The 16,461-nt window shown below is 69.0% G+C and carries 17 protein-coding genes; 5 read left to right on the forward strand and 12 right to left on the reverse strand.

Going from position 1 to position 16,461, the window contains the following annotated elements; all coding sequences use genetic code 11:
• From AU072_RS23250 to ftsH, 7 genes are all read right to left on the reverse strand, one after another.
• Window positions 1-837: DUF6779 domain-containing protein (locus AU072_RS23250; protein ID WP_328587090.1), on the reverse strand; the 837-nt coding region annotated here is incomplete at its 3' end.
• Between the two features lie 77 nt (window positions 838-914).
• Window positions 915-1,391: a DUF3180 domain-containing protein gene (locus tag AU072_RS23255; RefSeq protein ID WP_064347872.1), complete on the reverse strand. Its 477-nt coding sequence runs from the start codon at window positions 1,389-1,391 to the stop codon at window positions 915-917.
• Window positions 1,391-1,903: a 2-amino-4-hydroxy-6-hydroxymethyldihydropteridine diphosphokinase gene (folK, locus tag AU072_RS23260; RefSeq protein ID WP_064415944.1), complete on the reverse strand. Its 513-nt coding sequence runs from the start codon at window positions 1,901-1,903 to the stop codon at window positions 1,391-1,393. The genes AU072_RS23255 and folK overlap by 1 nt, the downstream gene beginning before the upstream one ends.
• Window positions 1,900-2,277, reverse strand: a complete 378-nt coding sequence (gene folB, locus AU072_RS23265) for a dihydroneopterin aldolase (RefSeq protein ID WP_064415945.1) — start codon at window positions 2,275-2,277, stop codon at window positions 1,900-1,902. Before folB ends, folK begins: the two co-directional genes overlap by 4 nt.
• Window positions 2,270-3,067 (reverse strand): dihydropteroate synthase, encoded by a 798-nt coding sequence (gene folP, locus AU072_RS23270; protein WP_064416118.1) that lies wholly within the window; start codon window positions 3,065-3,067, stop codon window positions 2,270-2,272. Before folP ends, folB begins: the two co-directional genes overlap by 8 nt.
• Window positions 3,068-3,087: 20 nt before the next feature.
• Window positions 3,088-3,696, reverse strand: a complete 609-nt coding sequence (gene folE / locus AU072_RS23275) for a GTP cyclohydrolase I FolE (protein WP_064415946.1) — start codon at window positions 3,694-3,696, stop codon at window positions 3,088-3,090.
• Between the two features lie 28 nt (window positions 3,697-3,724).
• Window positions 3,725-6,034 carry an ATP-dependent zinc metalloprotease FtsH gene (gene ftsH / locus AU072_RS23280; RefSeq protein WP_064415947.1) on the reverse strand — a complete coding sequence of 770 codons (2,310 nt, stop codon included), beginning with the start codon at window positions 6,032-6,034 and terminating at the stop codon, window positions 3,725-3,727.
• Between the two features lie 246 nt (window positions 6,035-6,280).
• Between ftsH and AU072_RS23285 the strand changes: the two genes are divergently transcribed.
• The 3 genes from AU072_RS23285 to AU072_RS23295 are packed head-to-tail and all read left to right on the forward strand — an operon-like array spanning window position 6,281 to window position 9,029.
• Window positions 6,281-7,246, forward strand: coding sequence for an alpha/beta fold hydrolase (locus AU072_RS23285; protein ID WP_407937624.1), 966 nt, complete (start codon window positions 6,281-6,283; stop codon window positions 7,244-7,246).
• Window positions 7,247-8,266 carry a zinc-binding dehydrogenase gene (locus AU072_RS23290; protein ID WP_064415948.1) on the forward strand — a complete coding sequence of 340 codons (1,020 nt, stop codon included), beginning with the start codon at window positions 7,247-7,249 and terminating at the stop codon, window positions 8,264-8,266.
• A 16-nt stretch (window positions 8,267-8,282) separates the two neighbouring features.
• Window positions 8,283-9,029, forward strand: coding sequence for an SIMPL domain-containing protein (locus tag AU072_RS23295; RefSeq protein WP_064415949.1), 747 nt, complete (start codon window positions 8,283-8,285; stop codon window positions 9,027-9,029).
• A 5-nt stretch (window positions 9,030-9,034) separates the two neighbouring features.
• Here the strand turns inward: AU072_RS23295 and AU072_RS23300 are convergent, their stop codons facing one another.
• Genes AU072_RS23300 through dacB form a run of 5 tightly spaced genes read right to left on the reverse strand, consistent with a single transcriptional unit; the run spans window position 9,035 to window position 15,252 of the window.
• Entirely contained in the window at window positions 9,035-11,254 is a 2,220-nt protein-coding gene (locus tag AU072_RS23300) for a molybdopterin-dependent oxidoreductase (protein WP_064415950.1), read from the reverse strand.
• Window positions 11,255-11,272: 18 nt separating this feature from the next.
• Window positions 11,273-11,836: a hypoxanthine phosphoribosyltransferase gene (gene hpt, locus AU072_RS23305; RefSeq protein ID WP_064415951.1), complete on the reverse strand. Its 564-nt coding sequence runs from the start codon at window positions 11,834-11,836 to the stop codon at window positions 11,273-11,275.
• A gap of 13 nt (window positions 11,837-11,849) precedes the next feature.
• On the reverse strand, window positions 11,850-12,836 hold the full coding sequence (tilS, locus tag AU072_RS23310) for a tRNA lysidine(34) synthetase TilS (protein WP_064415952.1): 987 nt from the start codon (window positions 12,834-12,836) through the stop codon (window positions 11,850-11,852).
• Window positions 12,815-13,885, reverse strand: a complete 1,071-nt coding sequence (locus AU072_RS23315) for an Rv3626c family coenzyme F420 biosynthesis-associated protein (protein WP_064415953.1) — start codon at window positions 13,883-13,885, stop codon at window positions 12,815-12,817. The genes tilS and AU072_RS23315 overlap by 22 nt, the downstream gene beginning before the upstream one ends.
• Complete coding sequence (gene dacB / locus AU072_RS23320; protein WP_064415954.1) at window positions 13,873-15,252, reverse strand: D-alanyl-D-alanine carboxypeptidase/D-alanyl-D-alanine endopeptidase; 1,380 nt, start codon at window positions 15,250-15,252, stop codon at window positions 13,873-13,875. Before dacB ends, AU072_RS23315 begins: the two co-directional genes overlap by 13 nt.
• Window positions 15,253-15,366: 114 nt before the next feature.
• On the opposite strand from dacB, the gene AU072_RS23325 reads away from it, so the two are divergent.
• Together AU072_RS23325 and AU072_RS23330 are read left to right on the forward strand one after the other, a co-directional pair.
• Window positions 15,367-15,852, forward strand: coding sequence for an inorganic diphosphatase (locus tag AU072_RS23325; protein ID WP_064415955.1), 486 nt, complete (start codon window positions 15,367-15,369; stop codon window positions 15,850-15,852).
• Between the two features lie 82 nt (window positions 15,853-15,934).
• Window positions 15,935-16,456 carry a 2-oxo-4-hydroxy-4-carboxy-5-ureidoimidazoline decarboxylase gene (locus tag AU072_RS23330; RefSeq protein WP_407937622.1) on the forward strand — a complete coding sequence of 174 codons (522 nt, stop codon included), beginning with the start codon at window positions 15,935-15,937 and terminating at the stop codon, window positions 16,454-16,456.
• The last annotated feature ends 5 nt before the right edge of the window (window positions 16,457-16,461 follow it).

Here is a 16,461-nt window from a genome sequence, read left to right on the forward strand (position 1 = left end):
GGGTGGCGGCGGCGGGACGGGCTCGGCCCGCGGCGGTGGTGGCGCCACGGGTTCGACCGGCGGTGGTGGCGCCACGGGTTCGACCGGCGGCGGTGGTGGCGGAACGGGCTGGGCAGGCGGCGGCGACCACGCGGCAGGCTCCTGTGCCGGTTGGTGCCCCCAGTCGGCGTCGGAGGCTCTGCGGTGCGCCCCGCCGCGCTCGGGAGTCGGCTGCCAATCGACCTCGGGCGGTTGGGGTTCGGCGGGCACGTCGATGATCGCGCTTTCCTCGGTCCGCTGCTCGATGTCGGGCCGGTACTCGTCGATGCGGCTGCTGCTGACGCGGCCCGTGGTCTCCGAATCCCTCGCCCAGTCGCTGTAAGCGCGCACCGTCGTGCGCTCGGGTTCGATCGCGGGCCGGTGCGACAGGTCCGCGTCGAAGAGGATCTCCAGGTTGGCGCGCAGCGCGGACAGTTCGGCCCTTAGGCTCGCCATCTCGTCGGCGGCCTGTGCGCGCACCTCGGCTTCCAGTTCGCGGCGCAGTTGCGTCTCCAACGACAGCTCGTATTCGCGCCGCGCCGAGATCTCCCGGTCCAGTTGCAGGTCGTAGACGAGCTTGAGGTCGCGCACCTTGGCCTGGTCGACATCGCTCTGCCGTCGGTAGATGACCGAGACGAACGCCGCGACCACCGCGGCCCACAACGCCAAGATGACCGCCAGCTTGAGCAGCTCCACCCGATCGGTGAACACCAGGGCGGAGCTGGCCGCGATCGCCAGCACCAGCAACGCGGTCAACAGCATCCAACCCGGCCTGCGGGCGGCACGCCGATAGCGTGCGCTGCGGGTCGGATCGGTCATGGGGGCGACTGTACCTGTCACAGGTCACTCCGCGTGTCGCCTCGTCGGCGATTCGTTACCGCGTCGGCCGAACTTCGTTAATCCGTTGCCCCATTGGGGTTCTCCGGCGGCTCGCCCGGAGATTTGCAGCAATGCTGCAACCACAGCGCGGCAACCACCAGAGCCAGTGCGCACCCGGCGGCCACCGCGGCGCCCGCGGTGTCCTCGGCGGCGACGCGCAGAGTGGAACGGCGCGGCAACAGGTAGGCCAGGACGGCCGCCCACCAACCGAACACCAGCGCGCCGACCCACGCCGAGGCCTTGGCGATCACCACGGACCTCGCCACCGCGAGGGGGTTCAGCCGGCCGGATCCCACGCCGATCTCACCGTCGTTGATCTTGGCGCGGACGTGGAACGCCCAACCCGCTTCGGCGATCGCGACCCCCAGCAGCGACACGCCCGTCCACAGTGTGATCGGCGGGAACCACCGGTACGACGCGAGCACGAGCAAATAGCCCACGACAGCGGTCAGCACCGCAGCGGCCGCGAGGTCTCGCCGTCTCGTCGGTCCCATCAGCGCAACACCAACTCGGTGCGGTGCACACCGTCGCGTTCGGCCGGTTCGAGCGCGGCGAGCAGTTCGTCGACCCGGCGCGGTTCGCCCGCCACCGTCAGGACCGCGTCCGGTTCCACCGCCAGCCAGGGCACGAGCACGAACGCACGTTGATGGGCACGCGGATGCGGCAGGACCAGGTCGGCGTCCTGCGAGATCACCTCGCGCCCCGCGTTTCGGCAGGTGACGATGTCGACGTCTAGCGTGCGCGGCCCCCATCGTTGTGCGCGCACCCGCTCGGCGGATCGTTCGAACTCGTGGGCGCGCCGTAGCCAACCGTGGCCGTCGAGCGCGGGATCGTCGGCGACGAGGACGGCGTTGAGGAACGGCCCCTGTTCGACACCGCCCCACGGCGCGGTCTCGTACACCGGCGACGCCGCACGCAGCGCACCACCGAGCCCGTCGACGACCGACCGAAGCATCGCCAGCCGGTCCCCGAGATTCGACCCGATCGACAGAACCGCGGTGGTCAAGGGCCACCCCGAGCGCGCCGCGATCGACGCGCCACCACCGCGACGTCGGAGAACGTCAGCGGGATCGGTGCCGCGGGCTTGTGCACGACCACCTCGACGGCGTGCACGCGCCCGTCGTCCATGACGCCGTCGGCGATCTCTGCGGCCACCGTCTCGATCAGGTTCCGCGGCGGTCCGGCGACGATGTCGGCCGCCCGCTGCGCCAACGCGCCGTAGTCCAGGGTGTCGGCGAGGTCGTCACTCGCCGCCGCGGCGGCGAGGTCGATCCAGACAGTGATGTCGACGATGAATTCCTGGCCGTCGCGACGCTCGTGCTCGAAGACACCGTGATGCCCGCGAACGCGCAAGCCGCGCAACTCGATTCGGTCAGCCATGCGACCACGCCTCCAACACCTTGATCGCATCGACCGACGCGCGCACATCGTGCACCCGCACACCCCAGGCGCCGTGTAGGCCGGCCAGCGCCGAGATCACCGCGGTCGCGGTCTCCCGGCCGTCCGGCGGTCGCGGTTGTCCGTCGGCGTCGGCGAGCAGCGTCCCGAGGAAGCGTTTGCGCGACGCGCCCACCAACACCGGGATGCCGGTGGCGACGAATTCGGGCAGCGCACGCAACAGCGCCCAGTTGTGGTCGCCGGTCTTGGCGAAGCCCAACCCCGGATCGATGATGAGGTTGGTCGCGTCGACCCCGGCAGCCACCGCGGCGTCCACACTGGCGAGCAGTTCGGTGCGGACCTCGTCGACCACGTTCCGATAGGCGGGCACCGCGTGCGGACGGTCAGCGCCCACCGACCGCCAATGCATCAGCACCCAGGGCACTTTCGCGTCGGCGAGCAACGGGGCCATACCCGGGTCCGCGCGCCCGCCGGAGACGTCGTTGACGATCTGGGCGCCGTTCTCCAGCGCCGCCCGCGCGACGTCGGCGTGCATCGTGTCGATGCTGACCGTGACGCCTTCGGCGGCAAGCTCGGAGATGACCGGGCACACCCGCGATTTCTCGACTTCGGGGTCGATGCGGGTGGCCCCGGGGCGAGTGGACTCACCGCCCACGTCGACGATCGCCGCGCCTTCGGCGACCAGTTCGAGCCCGTGCTCGACGGCGCGGTCGCGGTCGAGGAACAGCCCTCCGTCGGAGAAGGAGTCGTCGGTGACGTTCACGACCCCCATGACCCGCACCCGTGTCGAGTTCACTTGCGCAGTATCAGGTCCAGCGCCTCGGCCCTCGATGCGGCATCGACCTTGAACTGCCCGCGTACGGCCGATGTGGTCGTCACCGCGCCCGGCTTGCGCACTCCGCGCATCGCCATGCACAGGTGTTCGGCCTCGACCACGACGATCACACCCCGCGGATCGAGTTTGCGCATCATCGCGTCCGCGATCTGACCGGTGAGCCGTTCCTGCACCTGCGGTCGCTTGGCGTAGAGATCGACCAGCCGCGCGATCTTGGACAACCCGGTGACGCGCCCGTCCTGGCCGGGGATGTAACCGACGTGCGCGACGCCGTGGAAAGAAACCAGGTGGTGCTCGCAGGTCGAGTACATCGGGATCTGCTTGACCAGCACCAGCTCGTCGTGCTGCTCGTCAAATGTGGTGTCCAGCACCGAATCCGGATCGATGTATAGGCCGGCGAACAGCTCCTTGTACGCTCGCGCCACCCGCGCGGGAGTGGACTCGAGCCCATGGCGGTCCGGGTCCTCGCCGACCGCGAGCAGCAGTTCGCGGACCGCAGCCTCAGCGCGCGGCTGGTCGAAGTTCGCGGGCCTGAACGTGACGGAGTTGTGCTGCGACTGCGCCAATGGAGCCTCCTGTGAGCCGGTCGGCCTGTCAGCCGTTACGCCGGCTGTTGTCCTGACCCTTGTCCTCGTTCGGTTGGGGTGGTGCACCCTGTTGCTGCGGCGGCCCCTGCTGCGGATACGGCTGATACGGCGGGTAGGGCTGCTGCTGCCAACCCTGGTGCGGCGGCGGATACCAGTAGCCGTGCGGCTGCTGGACCGGCGGCTGTTGCTGGCCCGGGGGCTGCTGCGACGGCGGCCAGCCCGGTGCGTGCCACCCGGCGGGGGCGCCGTAGTCGGGCTGCGTCGGACCCGAGGAACCGTTGCCGCTGCCGTGGGCGCCGTTCGGGCCGCCCTCGGCGACCTTGGTGGCTTCGGCGGCCTTGGTGGCCGCGGCGATCGCGGCCTTGAAGGCGGGTTCGGGCACCGGTTTGGGCCATTCCTCGCCGCGCTCGATCGCCAGCTCGCCGGGGGTTTTGATCGGCGGCTTGTCGGACGGAACGCGGCCGCCGAAGTCGTCGAACATGGTCAGCCGCGGGCGCTTCTTCACGTCGCCGAAGATCTCCTCGAGCTCACGCCGGTGCAGCGTCTCCTTCTCGAGCAGCTCGCCGGCGAGGGTGTCGAGCACGTCGCGGTACTCGGTGAGAATCTCCCAGGCCTCGGTGTGAGCGGCCTCGATGAGCTTGCGGATCTCGTCGTCGATGGTCTGGGCGACCTCGTGGCTGTAGTCGGCCTGCGTGCCCATGGTGCGACCCAGGAACGGGTCGCCGTGCTCGGTGCCGTAGCGCACCGCACCCAGCTTGGAGCTCATGCCGTATTCGGTCACCATCGCGCGGGCGATCTTGGTTGCCTGCTCGATATCGGACACCGCGCCGGTGGTCGGCTCCCGGAACACCAGTTCCTCGGCGGCGCGTCCGCCCATCGCGAACACGAGCCGCGCGATCATCTCCGAGCGGGTCATCAGGCCCTTGTCGTCCTCGGGGACCGCCATCGCGTGCCCGCCGGTGCGGCCGCGGGCCAGGATCGTCACCTTGTAGATCGGATCGATGTCCGGCATCGCCCACGCGGCGAGCGTGTGCCCGCCCTCGTGGTAGGCGGTGATCTTCTTCTCCTGCTCGCTGATGATGCGGCTCTTGCGGCGCGGACCGCCGACGACACGGTCGACGGCCTCCTCCAGCGCCGGGCCGGTGATCACCGTGCCGTTCTCGCGGGCGGTCAGCAGCGCCGCCTCGTTGATGACGTTGGCCAGGTCGGCGCCGGACATGCCGACGGTGCGCTTGGCCAGCCCGTCCAGGTCGGCGTCGGGAGCGATCGGCTTGCCCGCCGAATGCACCTTGAGCACCGCGCGGCGGCCGGCCAGGTCGGGGTTGGAAACCGGGATCTGGCGGTCGAAGCGGCCGGGCCGCAGCAGCGCAGGGTCGAGGATGTCGGGCCGGTTCGTGGCCGCGATCAGGATGACGCCCTGGCGGTCACCGAAGCCGTCCATCTCGACGAGCAGCTGGTTGAGTGTCTGCTCGCGTTCGTCGTGGCCGCCGCCCAGCCCGGCGCCGCGCTGCCGGCCGACGGCGTCGATCTCGTCGACGAAGATGATGCACGGGCTGTTCTGCTTGGCCTGCTCGAACAGGTCGCGCACGCGCGAGGCGCCCACGCCGACGAACATCTCGACGAAGTCAGAGCCCGAGATCGTGAAGAAGGGCACCCCGGCCTCGCCGGCGACCGCGCGCGCCAGCAGCGTCTTACCGGTGCCGGGCGGGCCGAACAGCAACACGCCCTTGGGGATCTTGGCGCCCAGCGCCTGATACCGCGACGGGTTCTGCAGGAAGTCCTTGATCTCGTAGAGCTCTTCGACGGCCTCGTCGACCCCGGCGACATCGGCGAACGTGGTCTTCGGCATGTCCTTGTTGAGCATCTTGGCCTTGGACTTGCCGAACCCGAAGCCCATCCGCCCGCCGGTCTGCATGCGGGAGAACATGATGAACAGCCCGACCAGTAGCAGCAGCGGCAGCAGGTAGATCAGCAGCGAGCCGAGCATGCTGCCCTGGTTGACCACGGTGTTGGTCTTGACGTTCTTGTCCTGAAGCGCCTCGAACAGCGTGACCCCGTACCCCGTCGGGTACTTGGTGATGATCTTGTCGCTGTTCTCGGTGTCGCCGTTGCCGCTCTTGAGGTCGAGCCGCAGCTGTTGTTCGCGGTCGTCGATCTGCGCGGTCTTGACGTTGTCGCCGTCGATCTGCGCGACCGCCACCGACGTGTCGATGGGCTTGTAACCCCGCGTGTCATCGCTGAAGTAGTAGAAGGACCAGCCCAGCAACAGCACGACCGCTATCACGGTCAGCGTGCGGATGACATTTTTCCGATTCATCAACTATCCGTCGTCGTTCGGCCGCGTGGTGGGCCGTTGTCCCCGGCCGTCAGCGACCACTCCTGCCTTCTAAGCCGCTTCCAACAAGTGCGCAGTTGGAATAGTTCAGGCTACCGCTAGACCAACGAACCAAGGTTCCCGACGGTTCTTCCACGCCATCCCGCCGAACGTGGGTTACCCGCACGCTGCCGGCCATGGCGACGTGCTTTATGCCCACACTCGCGCTGCGGAAGTGCTTGGGTGTTGATCGTGCTGACCTTCACCGAGCGGTTCGTCGACACCAACGGCGTCCGCCTGCGAGTGCTCGAGGCCGGCGAGCCCGGCGCCCCGCTGGTGGTGCTGGCCCACGGCTTTCCCGAACTGGGGTTCTCCTGGCGCCATCAGCTGCCCGCTTTGGCCGAGGCCGGCTATCACGTGCTGGCTCCCGATCAGCGCGGCTACGGGCGGTCGTCCAAACCCGAGGCCGTCGATGCCTACACCGTCGTTGATCTGAGCGCCGACATCGTCGGCCTGCTCGACGACGTCGGCGCCGACCGGGCGGTTATCGTCGGCCACGACTTCGGCGGCGCCGTGGCGTGGGGCGCACCGCTGCTTCACCCGGACCGCTTCGCCGGCGCGGTGGGCATATGCGCGCCGCCGGTACCGCGCTCGCGGGTGCCCACGACGCAGGCGTTCCGCCGCATCTTCGGCGAGAAGTTCTTCTACGTCCTCTACTACCAGGAGCCCGGGCCGGCCGACGCGGAGTTGAACCGCGACCCCGCGGTCACCATCCGCAAGCTCATCGGCTCGACCACCGCTTCCAGGGACGGGCTCATGGCTCAGCGGATGACCGCGCCGGGACCGGAGGGTTTCCTGGCCCGCATACCCGAGTCCGGCGACCTACCCGATTGGATCAGCCAAGAGGAAATCGACTACTACATCGAAGAGTTCAGCCGCACGGGCTTCACCCCGGCGCTCAACTGGTACCGCTGCTTTGATCGCAACTGGGAACTGACCGAGAGCCCGCCGTCCGCGACGATCGACGTGCCGGCGTTGTTCATCGGCGGCACCGAGGATCCCACAATGGCCTACACCCCCAGCCACCGCGCCCGTGAACTCGTCGCCGGCGACTATCGCGAGGTGATGATCGACGGCGGGCACTGGCTGCCGCAGGAGCGGCCCGCCGCGGTCAACGCCGCGCTGCTGGAGTTCTTGAACCGATTGGATTGGTGAATGCGCGCTGCCGTGCTGCGAGACGGACAGATGGTGGTCCGCGACGACGTGCCCGAGCCGGTTCCGCAGGAGGGTCAGGTTCTGGTCGCGGTCAGTGCCTGCGGTATCTGCGGCTCCGATCTGCACTTCGCCAAGCACGGCGACCAGATGGTGCGGCTCACCCGCGAGATCACCGGTATGCCGGTGCAGGGCGGACTGCCCGTCGACCTGGGCAGCGACGTGTTCATGGGCCACGAATTCAGCGCCGAAGTCCTCGAGGCCGGTCCGGGCACCGAGGCGCCCGCTCCGGGAACTCTTGTCACGTCACTGCCGGTGTTGTTGTCGCCCAAAGGGTTCGAACCGATCATGTCCAGCAACACGGTGCTCGGCGGGTACACCGAGAGGATGCTGCTGTCGGTGCCGTTGCTGCTGAGCGTGCCAGAGGGCGTCGATCCGCGGCACGCCGCGCTGACCGAACCGATGGCCGTCGGGCTGCACGCCGTCAACAAATCCGGCGTCGCCCCCGGCGAGGCCGCGCTGGTGATCGGTTGCGGTCCGATCGGGATGGCGATCATCGCCGCGTTGCGGCTCAAGGGTGTTGAATACATTGCGGCGGCAGACTTCTCGGTGCGCCGGCGGGAACTCGCAGCGACGATGGGCGCGCACGTCACGCTCGATCCTGCGCAGGGTTCTCCGTTTGACAGCGCGACACCCGCGGTGATCTTCGAAGCCGTCGGTGTCCCCGGGATCATCGACGACGTGATGCGCAGGGCTCCGTTGGGCAGCCGCCTGGTGGTGGCCGGGGTGTGCATGCAGCCCGACACCGTCACGCCGTTGTTCGGCATCGCCAAGGAGATCAACGTCCAGTTCGTCAACTCCTACGACTACAACGAGTTCGCGGAGACGTTGCGCGCCATCGCCGACGGGCGCATCGACGTCTCGCCGCTGATCACCGGCGAAGTGGGACTCGAAGGCGTCGGCGCCGCATTCGACGAACTCGCCGACCCCGACATGCACTGCAAGATCATGGTGACTCCCTGACGGTAGGGTGCCAGCCATGCCAATCGCTGCCCGGGCGAAGACGCCCACCCGAATCCTTGTGGCCGCGGCGGTGGGGTTCGTCGCCCTGCTCTCGGGCTGTGACGCGACGGCCGCCCCCGTCCTCACCAACGACGACGACCACACACAGCGCCAGGTGACGGTCGTGGGCAGCGGTGAGGTGCTCGGCGCGCCCGACACGCTGACGATCAACGCGGGCATGGAGGTCGTGGCCGCCGACGCAGCGGCCGCGCTCAACCAGACCAGCCAACTGCAGCGCGGCGTCATCGACGCACTGGTCGACTCGGGCATCGACCGCAAGGACATCAACACCTCCGAGGTGAGCGTGCAGCCGCAGTACGGCGGCGGCGACAACACCATCGACGGCTACCGGGCGACGAACACGATCGACATCAAGGTCCGCGCGCTCAACACGGCGCCCCAGGTGTTCGGGATCATCGCGGGCCGGGGCGGTAACGCGACGAGGATCAACAACGTCACCCTCGCCATCGAGGACGATTCCCAACTGGTGCGCGAAGCGCGCGCCCGCGCCTTCAACGACGCCAAGAGCCGCGCCGAACAGTACGCGCTGCTGGCCGAGTTGGACCTCGGCAAGGTCATCTCGATATCGGAGGTGCCCGCGTCGTCGCCGCCGACGCCGTATCCGACTCCGCGCGGCCCGGCCGCCGAGATGGCGGCGGTGCCGATCGAGCCCGGTCAGCAGGCCGTCGGCTTCAACGTCACCGTGGTCTACGAGCTGACGTAGCCGGCTCAGCCGGCGGGCGCGATGTCCACCGGGATGCCGTTGAGCACCGCGGTGCCCGACAGCGGATCCAGATGGTTGCCGTCGTTGAGCTGGTTGACGTTCACGCCCGGCGCGGCGGCCGCGACCCGTTGACCCGTGCCGTCGCGGTCGTGGCCCCAGCCGTGCGGTAACGACACCACGCCCCGGCGCATCTCCGGCGTGATCTCGACCGGGGCCAGCAGCTCACCTCCCGGTCCTTTGACGACGGCGGTGTCGGTCAGCCCGAGCTCCGCGGCGTCGTCGGGGTGGATCCGCAGCGTGCACTGGTTGGACCCGCCCGACAACGCGGGCAGGTTGTGCATCCAGCTGTTGTTGGAACGCAGGTGCCGTCGTCCGATGAGCACGAACCCGTCGGGGCGCACGCCGAGCGCGTCCCGCAGCCGCGCGACCTCGGCGGTCAACTCAGGCGGTGCGAGTTCGATCCGGCCGGACGGCGTTCGCAACACCTCGGTTAGGCGCGGTCGCAACGGACCCAGGTCGATGCCGTGCGGTGCGGCCTTGAGCTTGGCCAGCGTGAGTCCGTCGGGGTTGGCGCCGAACGCATCGCCGTAGGCGCCCAGGCGCAGCATCATGTCGAGGCGCCGTTCGTAGCCCGGAGCCGTCGGCAGCATCGCGGTCAGGTCGTCGACGGAACGCCCCGCGACCGGCGAATCCGGGTCGGCGGTCTCCTTGGCCAGCGTCGCCGCGATCACCTGATCGTCGACCAGCATCGGATCGGCATCGGGGCCCAGGCCGTAGAGGATCAGGGCGATGCGCGCGAGGATCTCGGCTTCGTCCGGCCGGTCGGTCAGCGGGAGGGCCGGCGGCGAGTATCGCGCGTTGTTGCGCACCGCCAGGCTGTTGAGCGCGATGTCGAAGTGTGCGCTGCGCGACGGCGGAGGGGGCGGCAGGATGACGTCGGCGTGCCGGGTGGTCTCGTTCAGGTACGGGTCGATGCTCAGCATGAATTCGACGCTGTCCAGGGCCTTGTCGAGGCGTTCCCCGTCGGGCGCCGACAGCACCGGATTGCCCGCGATCGTGACGACGGCCTTGATCTGCCCGTCGCCGGGGGTGTCGATCTCCTCGGCCAACGCCGCGGCCGGAAACTCCGACAGGGCTTCGGGATAACCCGACACGCGGCTGTGCCAGCGCCCGGTGAGAAAGCCGCGACCCGGCTTCGGCGGCCGCGCAGCGGAGGCGATCGGCGACTGCGGGAACATCGCGCCTCCGGAGCGGTCCAGGTTGCCGGTGAGGACGTTGACGACGTCGACGAGCCAGCTGCCCAAGGTGCCGAATTCGACGGTGGAGGTGCCGATCCGGCCGTACACGGCGGCCGATGGCGCCGCGGCGAGTTCGCGTGCGAGCGTGCGGATGTCGTCGGCGGGCACCCCGCAGTGCGTCGCGACGGTGTCCGGTGAGAAGTCGGCGGCGAGTGCACGCACCAAATCGACACCGTCGACATGCCCGTCGAGGTCCTTCAGGTCGGCGAGGTCCTCGTCGAACAGCACGTGGACGATTCCCAGGAGCAGCGCCGCGTCGGTGCCGGGCCGCGGCGCGAGGTGGCGGTCGGCGAGTTCGGCGGTGCGGGTGCGGGCGGGGTCGATGACCACGAGGCGTCCGCCGCGTTTGCGCAGCGCGCGCAGCTTGCCGGGGAAGTCGGCGGCGGTCGCGAGGCTGCCGTTGGAGACAAGGGGGTTCGCACCGATGACCACGAGATAGTCGGTGCGGTCGAGATCGGGGACGGTGAACGCGACGGGGCTGCCGAACATCAGGCCCAGCGCGACGTGCTTGGGCATCTGATCGAGGGTGCTCGCCGAGTACACCTGCCGGGTGCCCAGCGCCTTGACGACCAGCGGGGTGTACAGCCCGCCCGCGATGGTGTGCGCGTTCGGGTTGCCCAGGTACACCCCGACCGCCGCACCGCCGTGCTCGGCGATGACCCCGCCGAGCCCGTCGGCGGCCGCGGCGAACGCCTGTGCCCAGGTCGTCTCGGTCAGCACGCCGTCACGACGGACCATCGGCCGGGCCAACCGGTCGGGATCGTTGTCGAGTTCGCCGAAGCTGGCACCCTTCGGGCAGATGAACCCGTGGCTGAACACGTCGTCTTTGTCGCCGCGGGCACCGGTGACGCGACCGTCGTCAATGGTGAGCACCAGGCCGCAGGTGGCCTCGCACAGCGGGCAGATGCGAAGGGCTGTTTCGCGCATGCCCCTATCTTGCGCCGGTCAGTGCTGCTCGTACACCTTCGGGTCCAGCGTGCCGATGTAGTCGAGGTCGCGGTAACGCTCGGCGTAGTCCAGGCCGTAGCCGACGACGAACTCGTTGGGGATGTCGAATCCGACGTGTGCGATGTCGACGTCGGCGCGTACCGCGTCGGGCTTGCGCAACAGCGCGCACACCCGCAGCGAGCGGGGATGGCGAGTCGCGAGGTTGCGCAGCAACCACGACAGCGTCAGCCCGGAGTCGACGATGTCCTCGACGATGAGCACGTCACGACCGTTGATGTCGCGGTCGAGGTCTTTGAGGATGCGCACCACGCCCGACGACGACGTCGACGACCCGTAGGAGCTGACCGCCATGAACTCCAGCTGGGTCGGCAGCGGGATCGCGCGCGCCAGGTCCGTGACGAAGAAGACCGCGCCCTTGAGTACGGTCACCAGCAGGAGATCTTGGCCGTTGGCGGCGACGGTGTCGCGGTACTCCTCGCCGATCATGGCGCCGAGCTCGGCGATCTTCGCCTGGATCTCATCGGACGACAGCAGTACCGACTTGATGTCACCGGTGTACATATCGGCGGATCGCTCAGGCACGGGCACAGTTTTTCATGGTGCGCACCGGCTCCGTGTGCAGGGTCAGCATGCCGCCCCGGCGGCCCGCGATCAGCCGTCGTTCGCGCAGGGGCGAGCCGACCGCGACTCCGCCCTGGCCCCGCCACGCCGTGACGAGGGCGTCGACGGCGCGAATCTGCTTGTCGGTCAGCCCGGTGGCACCGCCATCGAGCAACCAACGGCGAATCACCCTGCGCCGCAGCGCTTGTGGTAAGACGGCGAGTTCTGTCCCGTCGAGCGCTTCGTCGTGGCGCAGCCCCGTCAAGGCGCGATCGGCCAGCTCGTCGAGGGTGTCGGTGTCGGCGCGCAATGCGTCCGCCGTGCGCGCCAAGGCCTCGGCGACCCCACCACCGAGAACGTCTTCGAGAAGCGGCAGCACCTCCTCACGCAGGCGAACCCTGGTGAACCTACGGTCCGAGTTGTGCGGGTCCTGCCACGGGGTGAGGCCCAGCTCGGCGCACGCCGCCTCCGTCACCGCCCGCCGCACGCCGAGCAGGGGCCGGCCCCACGGCGGGTCCCACGGCCTCATGGCGGCGATGGACCGCGGCCCGGAGCCGCGGCCCAAACCCAGCAGCACCGTCTCGGCCTGGTCGTCCAGCGTATGCCCCAGCAGCACCGGCATTTCGCGACGTGCCTCGTTCAGCGCGCGGTACCGCGCGGTGCGCGCCGCGGCCTCGGGGCCGCCCGCCCTCCCGACGTCGACGGTGATCACCTGCGCGGCAACGCATCCCACAGACACGGCCTGCCTGCGCGCGTTTTCGGCCACGGTGGCGGAGTCCGGCTGCAACCGGTGGTCGACGATCAGCGCGGTGGTCGGTTTGAGGCCCGCCGCGACCGCGGTCAACGCCAGCGAGTCCGGACCCCCGGACAGTGCGACGCACCAGCGGTCACCGACGCCGAAGTCGCGGTCGAACGCCCCGACCGCCGTTCGAAGCCCGGCTACAGCACCCTGTCGATCCATCGGTGCGGCTCGTCGATTTCGGTTGGCAGAGGCAATGTTTCGGGTCCCGTCCACACGGCGTTGAATCGGTCCATGCCCACAGCGGACACCACATGGTCGACGAACGCCTTGCCGCGGGTGTACTGGCTGAGCTTGGCGTCGATGCCGAGAAGCATCCGCACCACCCGTTGCAGCGGCGACTGTTTGCGCTGACGCCGCTCGTCGAACCGCTTGCGAATCGTGGCGACCGAAGGCACCACCGCGGGGCCGACGGCGTCCATCACGTGGTCCGCGTGGCCTTCGAGCAGCGTGCCGAGCACGAGCAGTTTGTCGAGGGCCTCACGCTGAGGTTCGGACTGCACCGCCCGCAACAGCCCGATCATGCCGCTCGAATTGGCATCTGCCACAGCGCCGTTCGATTCGTCGCGGCGGCTGCGCACGAACGAGGCCAGCCGGGAGACCATCTCGGCGATGTCCTCGGTGCCTTCTTCGGTGAGCACGGCCAGGGCGCCGGACATGTGCTCGGCAAGCCACGGGTTGGCGCGGAACTGCACCCGGTGAGTGACCTCGTGCAGGCACACCCACAGCCGAAAGTCGTAGGGCTGCACCTGCAGCTGGCGCTCCACGGCGATCACGTTCGGGTAGATCAGCAGCAATTCGCCACCGCCGGGACCGAACGGATCGTACTGGCCGAGGATGCCCGAGGAGATGAATGCGAGCACGGCTCCGGTCTGCGCGCCCGTGATGCGTCCACTGATCGCGCCCGCCGGCTTGTCCGAGCCCCCCGTCATCACGCGCATCGACCGGGTGGCCGCGCGAATCCACTGCGGACGGTCCACAATTCGCGCCTCGGGGATCTCACCGCCTTCGGTCATACCGGTGACCTCGCGCACCGGAAGCTCGGCCGAGCGCGACGCCTCGGCCAGCTGTTCGATCACCTGCCTGCGCGTGTAGTCGGTGGAGGCCGGACCGGGTCGGGCCAGCTTCTCACCGACGGTGGCGGCGAAGTCCCAGTCGACGGCGCGACCGACCGACAGCGAGGATTTGGCCGAGGGGCTCACGCGCTGCATCCGCACGCTCGCAGTGTGGCGGCCAGGTTGTCGAGCGCGATACGTCCGGTCGGGCCCGCATTGTTGGAGATCAGCGCGAACGTGAGCACCCGCCCGCTCGAGTCGGTGACGATGCCCGCCAGCGAGTTGGTTCCGGTCAGCGAGCCGGTCTTGGCCCGTAGGAAACCGGCGGCGGGCTTGACGATGGGGGTGTCCAGATAGCGGTTCGACAGTGTGCCGCTTCCCCCCGCGATGGGCAGCAGGTCGACCAGGGGCCGCAGCTTGGGGTGGTCGTCTCCGGCCGCCGCCTGCACCACCTCGTCCAGCGTCTCGGCGGTGAGCCGGTCATCGACGGACAACCCGCTGGAGTCGAAGATCCTCGCGCCGGTGATGTCGATACCGGCGTCGCCCAGGGCGTCGAGGACCGCGCGCGCGGCGCCGTCGAAGCTCTGCGGACGGTTTTGTGCCGCGGCGACCTCGCGCCCCATCGCCTCGGCCATCACATTGTCCGAAGCGTTCATCATGTCGCGCAGACGCGATATCAGCGGCGGCGACTGGACCGCACCGAGTTCCCTGCCGCCGCTCGCGCTGCCGGGTGCCACGGTGACCTTCGCCGGGTCGATCTTCAGCGCCGCCGCGAGCGCGCGGCCGGCGTCCAACGCGGGTGTGCGGGACCGCGCCGAGTCGACGCTGACCGGTTGGGTGCGGCCGCCGTCGAGCATGACCGACTCCATCGGCGCGATGTCGCCGCCGTCGATGTCGAGCGGATCCCACCCCGGCGCCATCGTCGGCCCGCTGTAGGCGCTGGTGTCCACCTGCACGGAGGTCACCTCGATGCCGCTACCCCGGACCTGTTCGGCCAGGTCGTTGATGCGCGCGGCGTCCCGGTACCAGGTGTCATCGCCGGCCGGCGCCGCCGAAAGCGTCGGGTCGCCGCCCCCCTTGAGCACCACCACCCCGGGCCTGGAACCACTGAACACCCGCGTCGTGAGCCGGGCATCACGGTCCAGCGTCAGCAGAGCCGCGGCGGCGGTGAGCGACTTGTTCGTCGACGCGGGCTGCATCGGCACGTCGGCGCGCTGCTCCCACAGCACCGTGTCGGTCAGCGCATCGGTGACGCGGCCGGTGAGGTCACCGAGGTTCGGGTCGGCCAGCACGGGGGCCAGCTTGGCCGCCAGCAGGTCCGGGACAGGCCTGGGCGCCGAGTCGGCCACCGGTACGACACCGGGGTTCGCGGTTGCGGCCGGGGGCGTCGGCTTACCCGCAGAAGCTTCGGTCGACGGCCCCGCAGTCACCAGGGCAGCGACCAGCACGACCACGGCAACCAGCAGCAATACCGCCGCGCCGATGGCCACGTGCGTGGATCGGCGCCACTGACCGGGCCGCATAATCCTCCTGCTCAAACCAGACCGCCCCCGTACAGCAGCGTATCCCTCGTTTAAGGTTGACCCGCGTTATCACCGGACGACCCAGACAAGAGCACAGGGCAAGGAGCCGCGGCCGTGCAGTTCGAGGTAGTGATCGAGATCCCCAAGGGTTCCCGCAACAAGTACGAGGTGGACCACGAGAGCGGCCGGGTGAAGTTGGACCGCTACCTGTACACGTCGATGGCCTATCCGACCGATTACGGGTTCTTCGAGAACACCCTCGGTGAGGACGGCGACCCGCTCGACGCCCTGGTGTTGCTGCCCGAATCGGTGTTCCCCGGTTGCATTGTGGAGGTCCGCCCGGTGGCCATGTTCCGGATGACCGACGAGGCCGGCGGCGACGACAAGGTCCTGTGCGTGCCCGCCGAGGATCCGCGCTGGGAGCACATCGCAGACCTCGGCGACGTGCCTGCCTACGAGCTCGAGGCGATCAAGCACTTCTTCGTGCACTACAAGGATCTCGAACCGGGCAAGTACGTGAAGGCCGCCGACTGGGTCGGCCGCTCGGAGGCCGAGGCTGAGGTTCAGGCGTCGGTCGAGCGGTTCAACAAGGCCCACTGAACGGATTTACGCGGGCGCTGATTTTTCCTCCCCGTAACACGACGTAACCCGGACGTTCTCCCCACGACTGATCATTGCTGTCGTGTTGATGCATCAGGGAATCGGTCTCGAAGCGTTCAACGCGATGCCGATGCGCAGGGCCGTCCACGCCGTCTACGAATGTTGCTACAGCGTGCCCTTGGCCGCGGATCTGGCGCGCGGGCGACCGTACCCCGACCACGACACGCTGTTCCGTGAAGCCGATGCGCTGCTGTTCAGCCTCGGCGAGGACTCCATCGACACCATCCTGCAGGCCTACCCGGACATCGGGCGGCGGCCGGGCAGCGAGAAGTCGGCCGCTGAACAATGCGCGATCTGGTGTGACCAGCCCGAGATGATGGAGCGTCTGAGTCAGGCGTCGAAGCAATACCTCGAACACTTCGGCTTCGGGTTCGTGATGTTCGTCAACGGCTACGACGCCGAGCGGGTGCTGGCATCGATGCTCGACCGGATGCACAACGACATCGAGACCGAGCGAAAGATCGTCCGCAACGAGTTGGCCCGCATCAATCGGACCCGGCTGGAACGCATGCTGGGACCCGAAGGCGGCTACGACAATTGGTGACGCGG

Source organism: Mycolicibacterium novocastrense, assembly GCF_001499835.1.
Taxonomy (GTDB): Bacteria; Actinomycetota; Actinomycetes; order Mycobacteriales; family Mycobacteriaceae; genus Mycobacterium; species Mycobacterium novocastrense.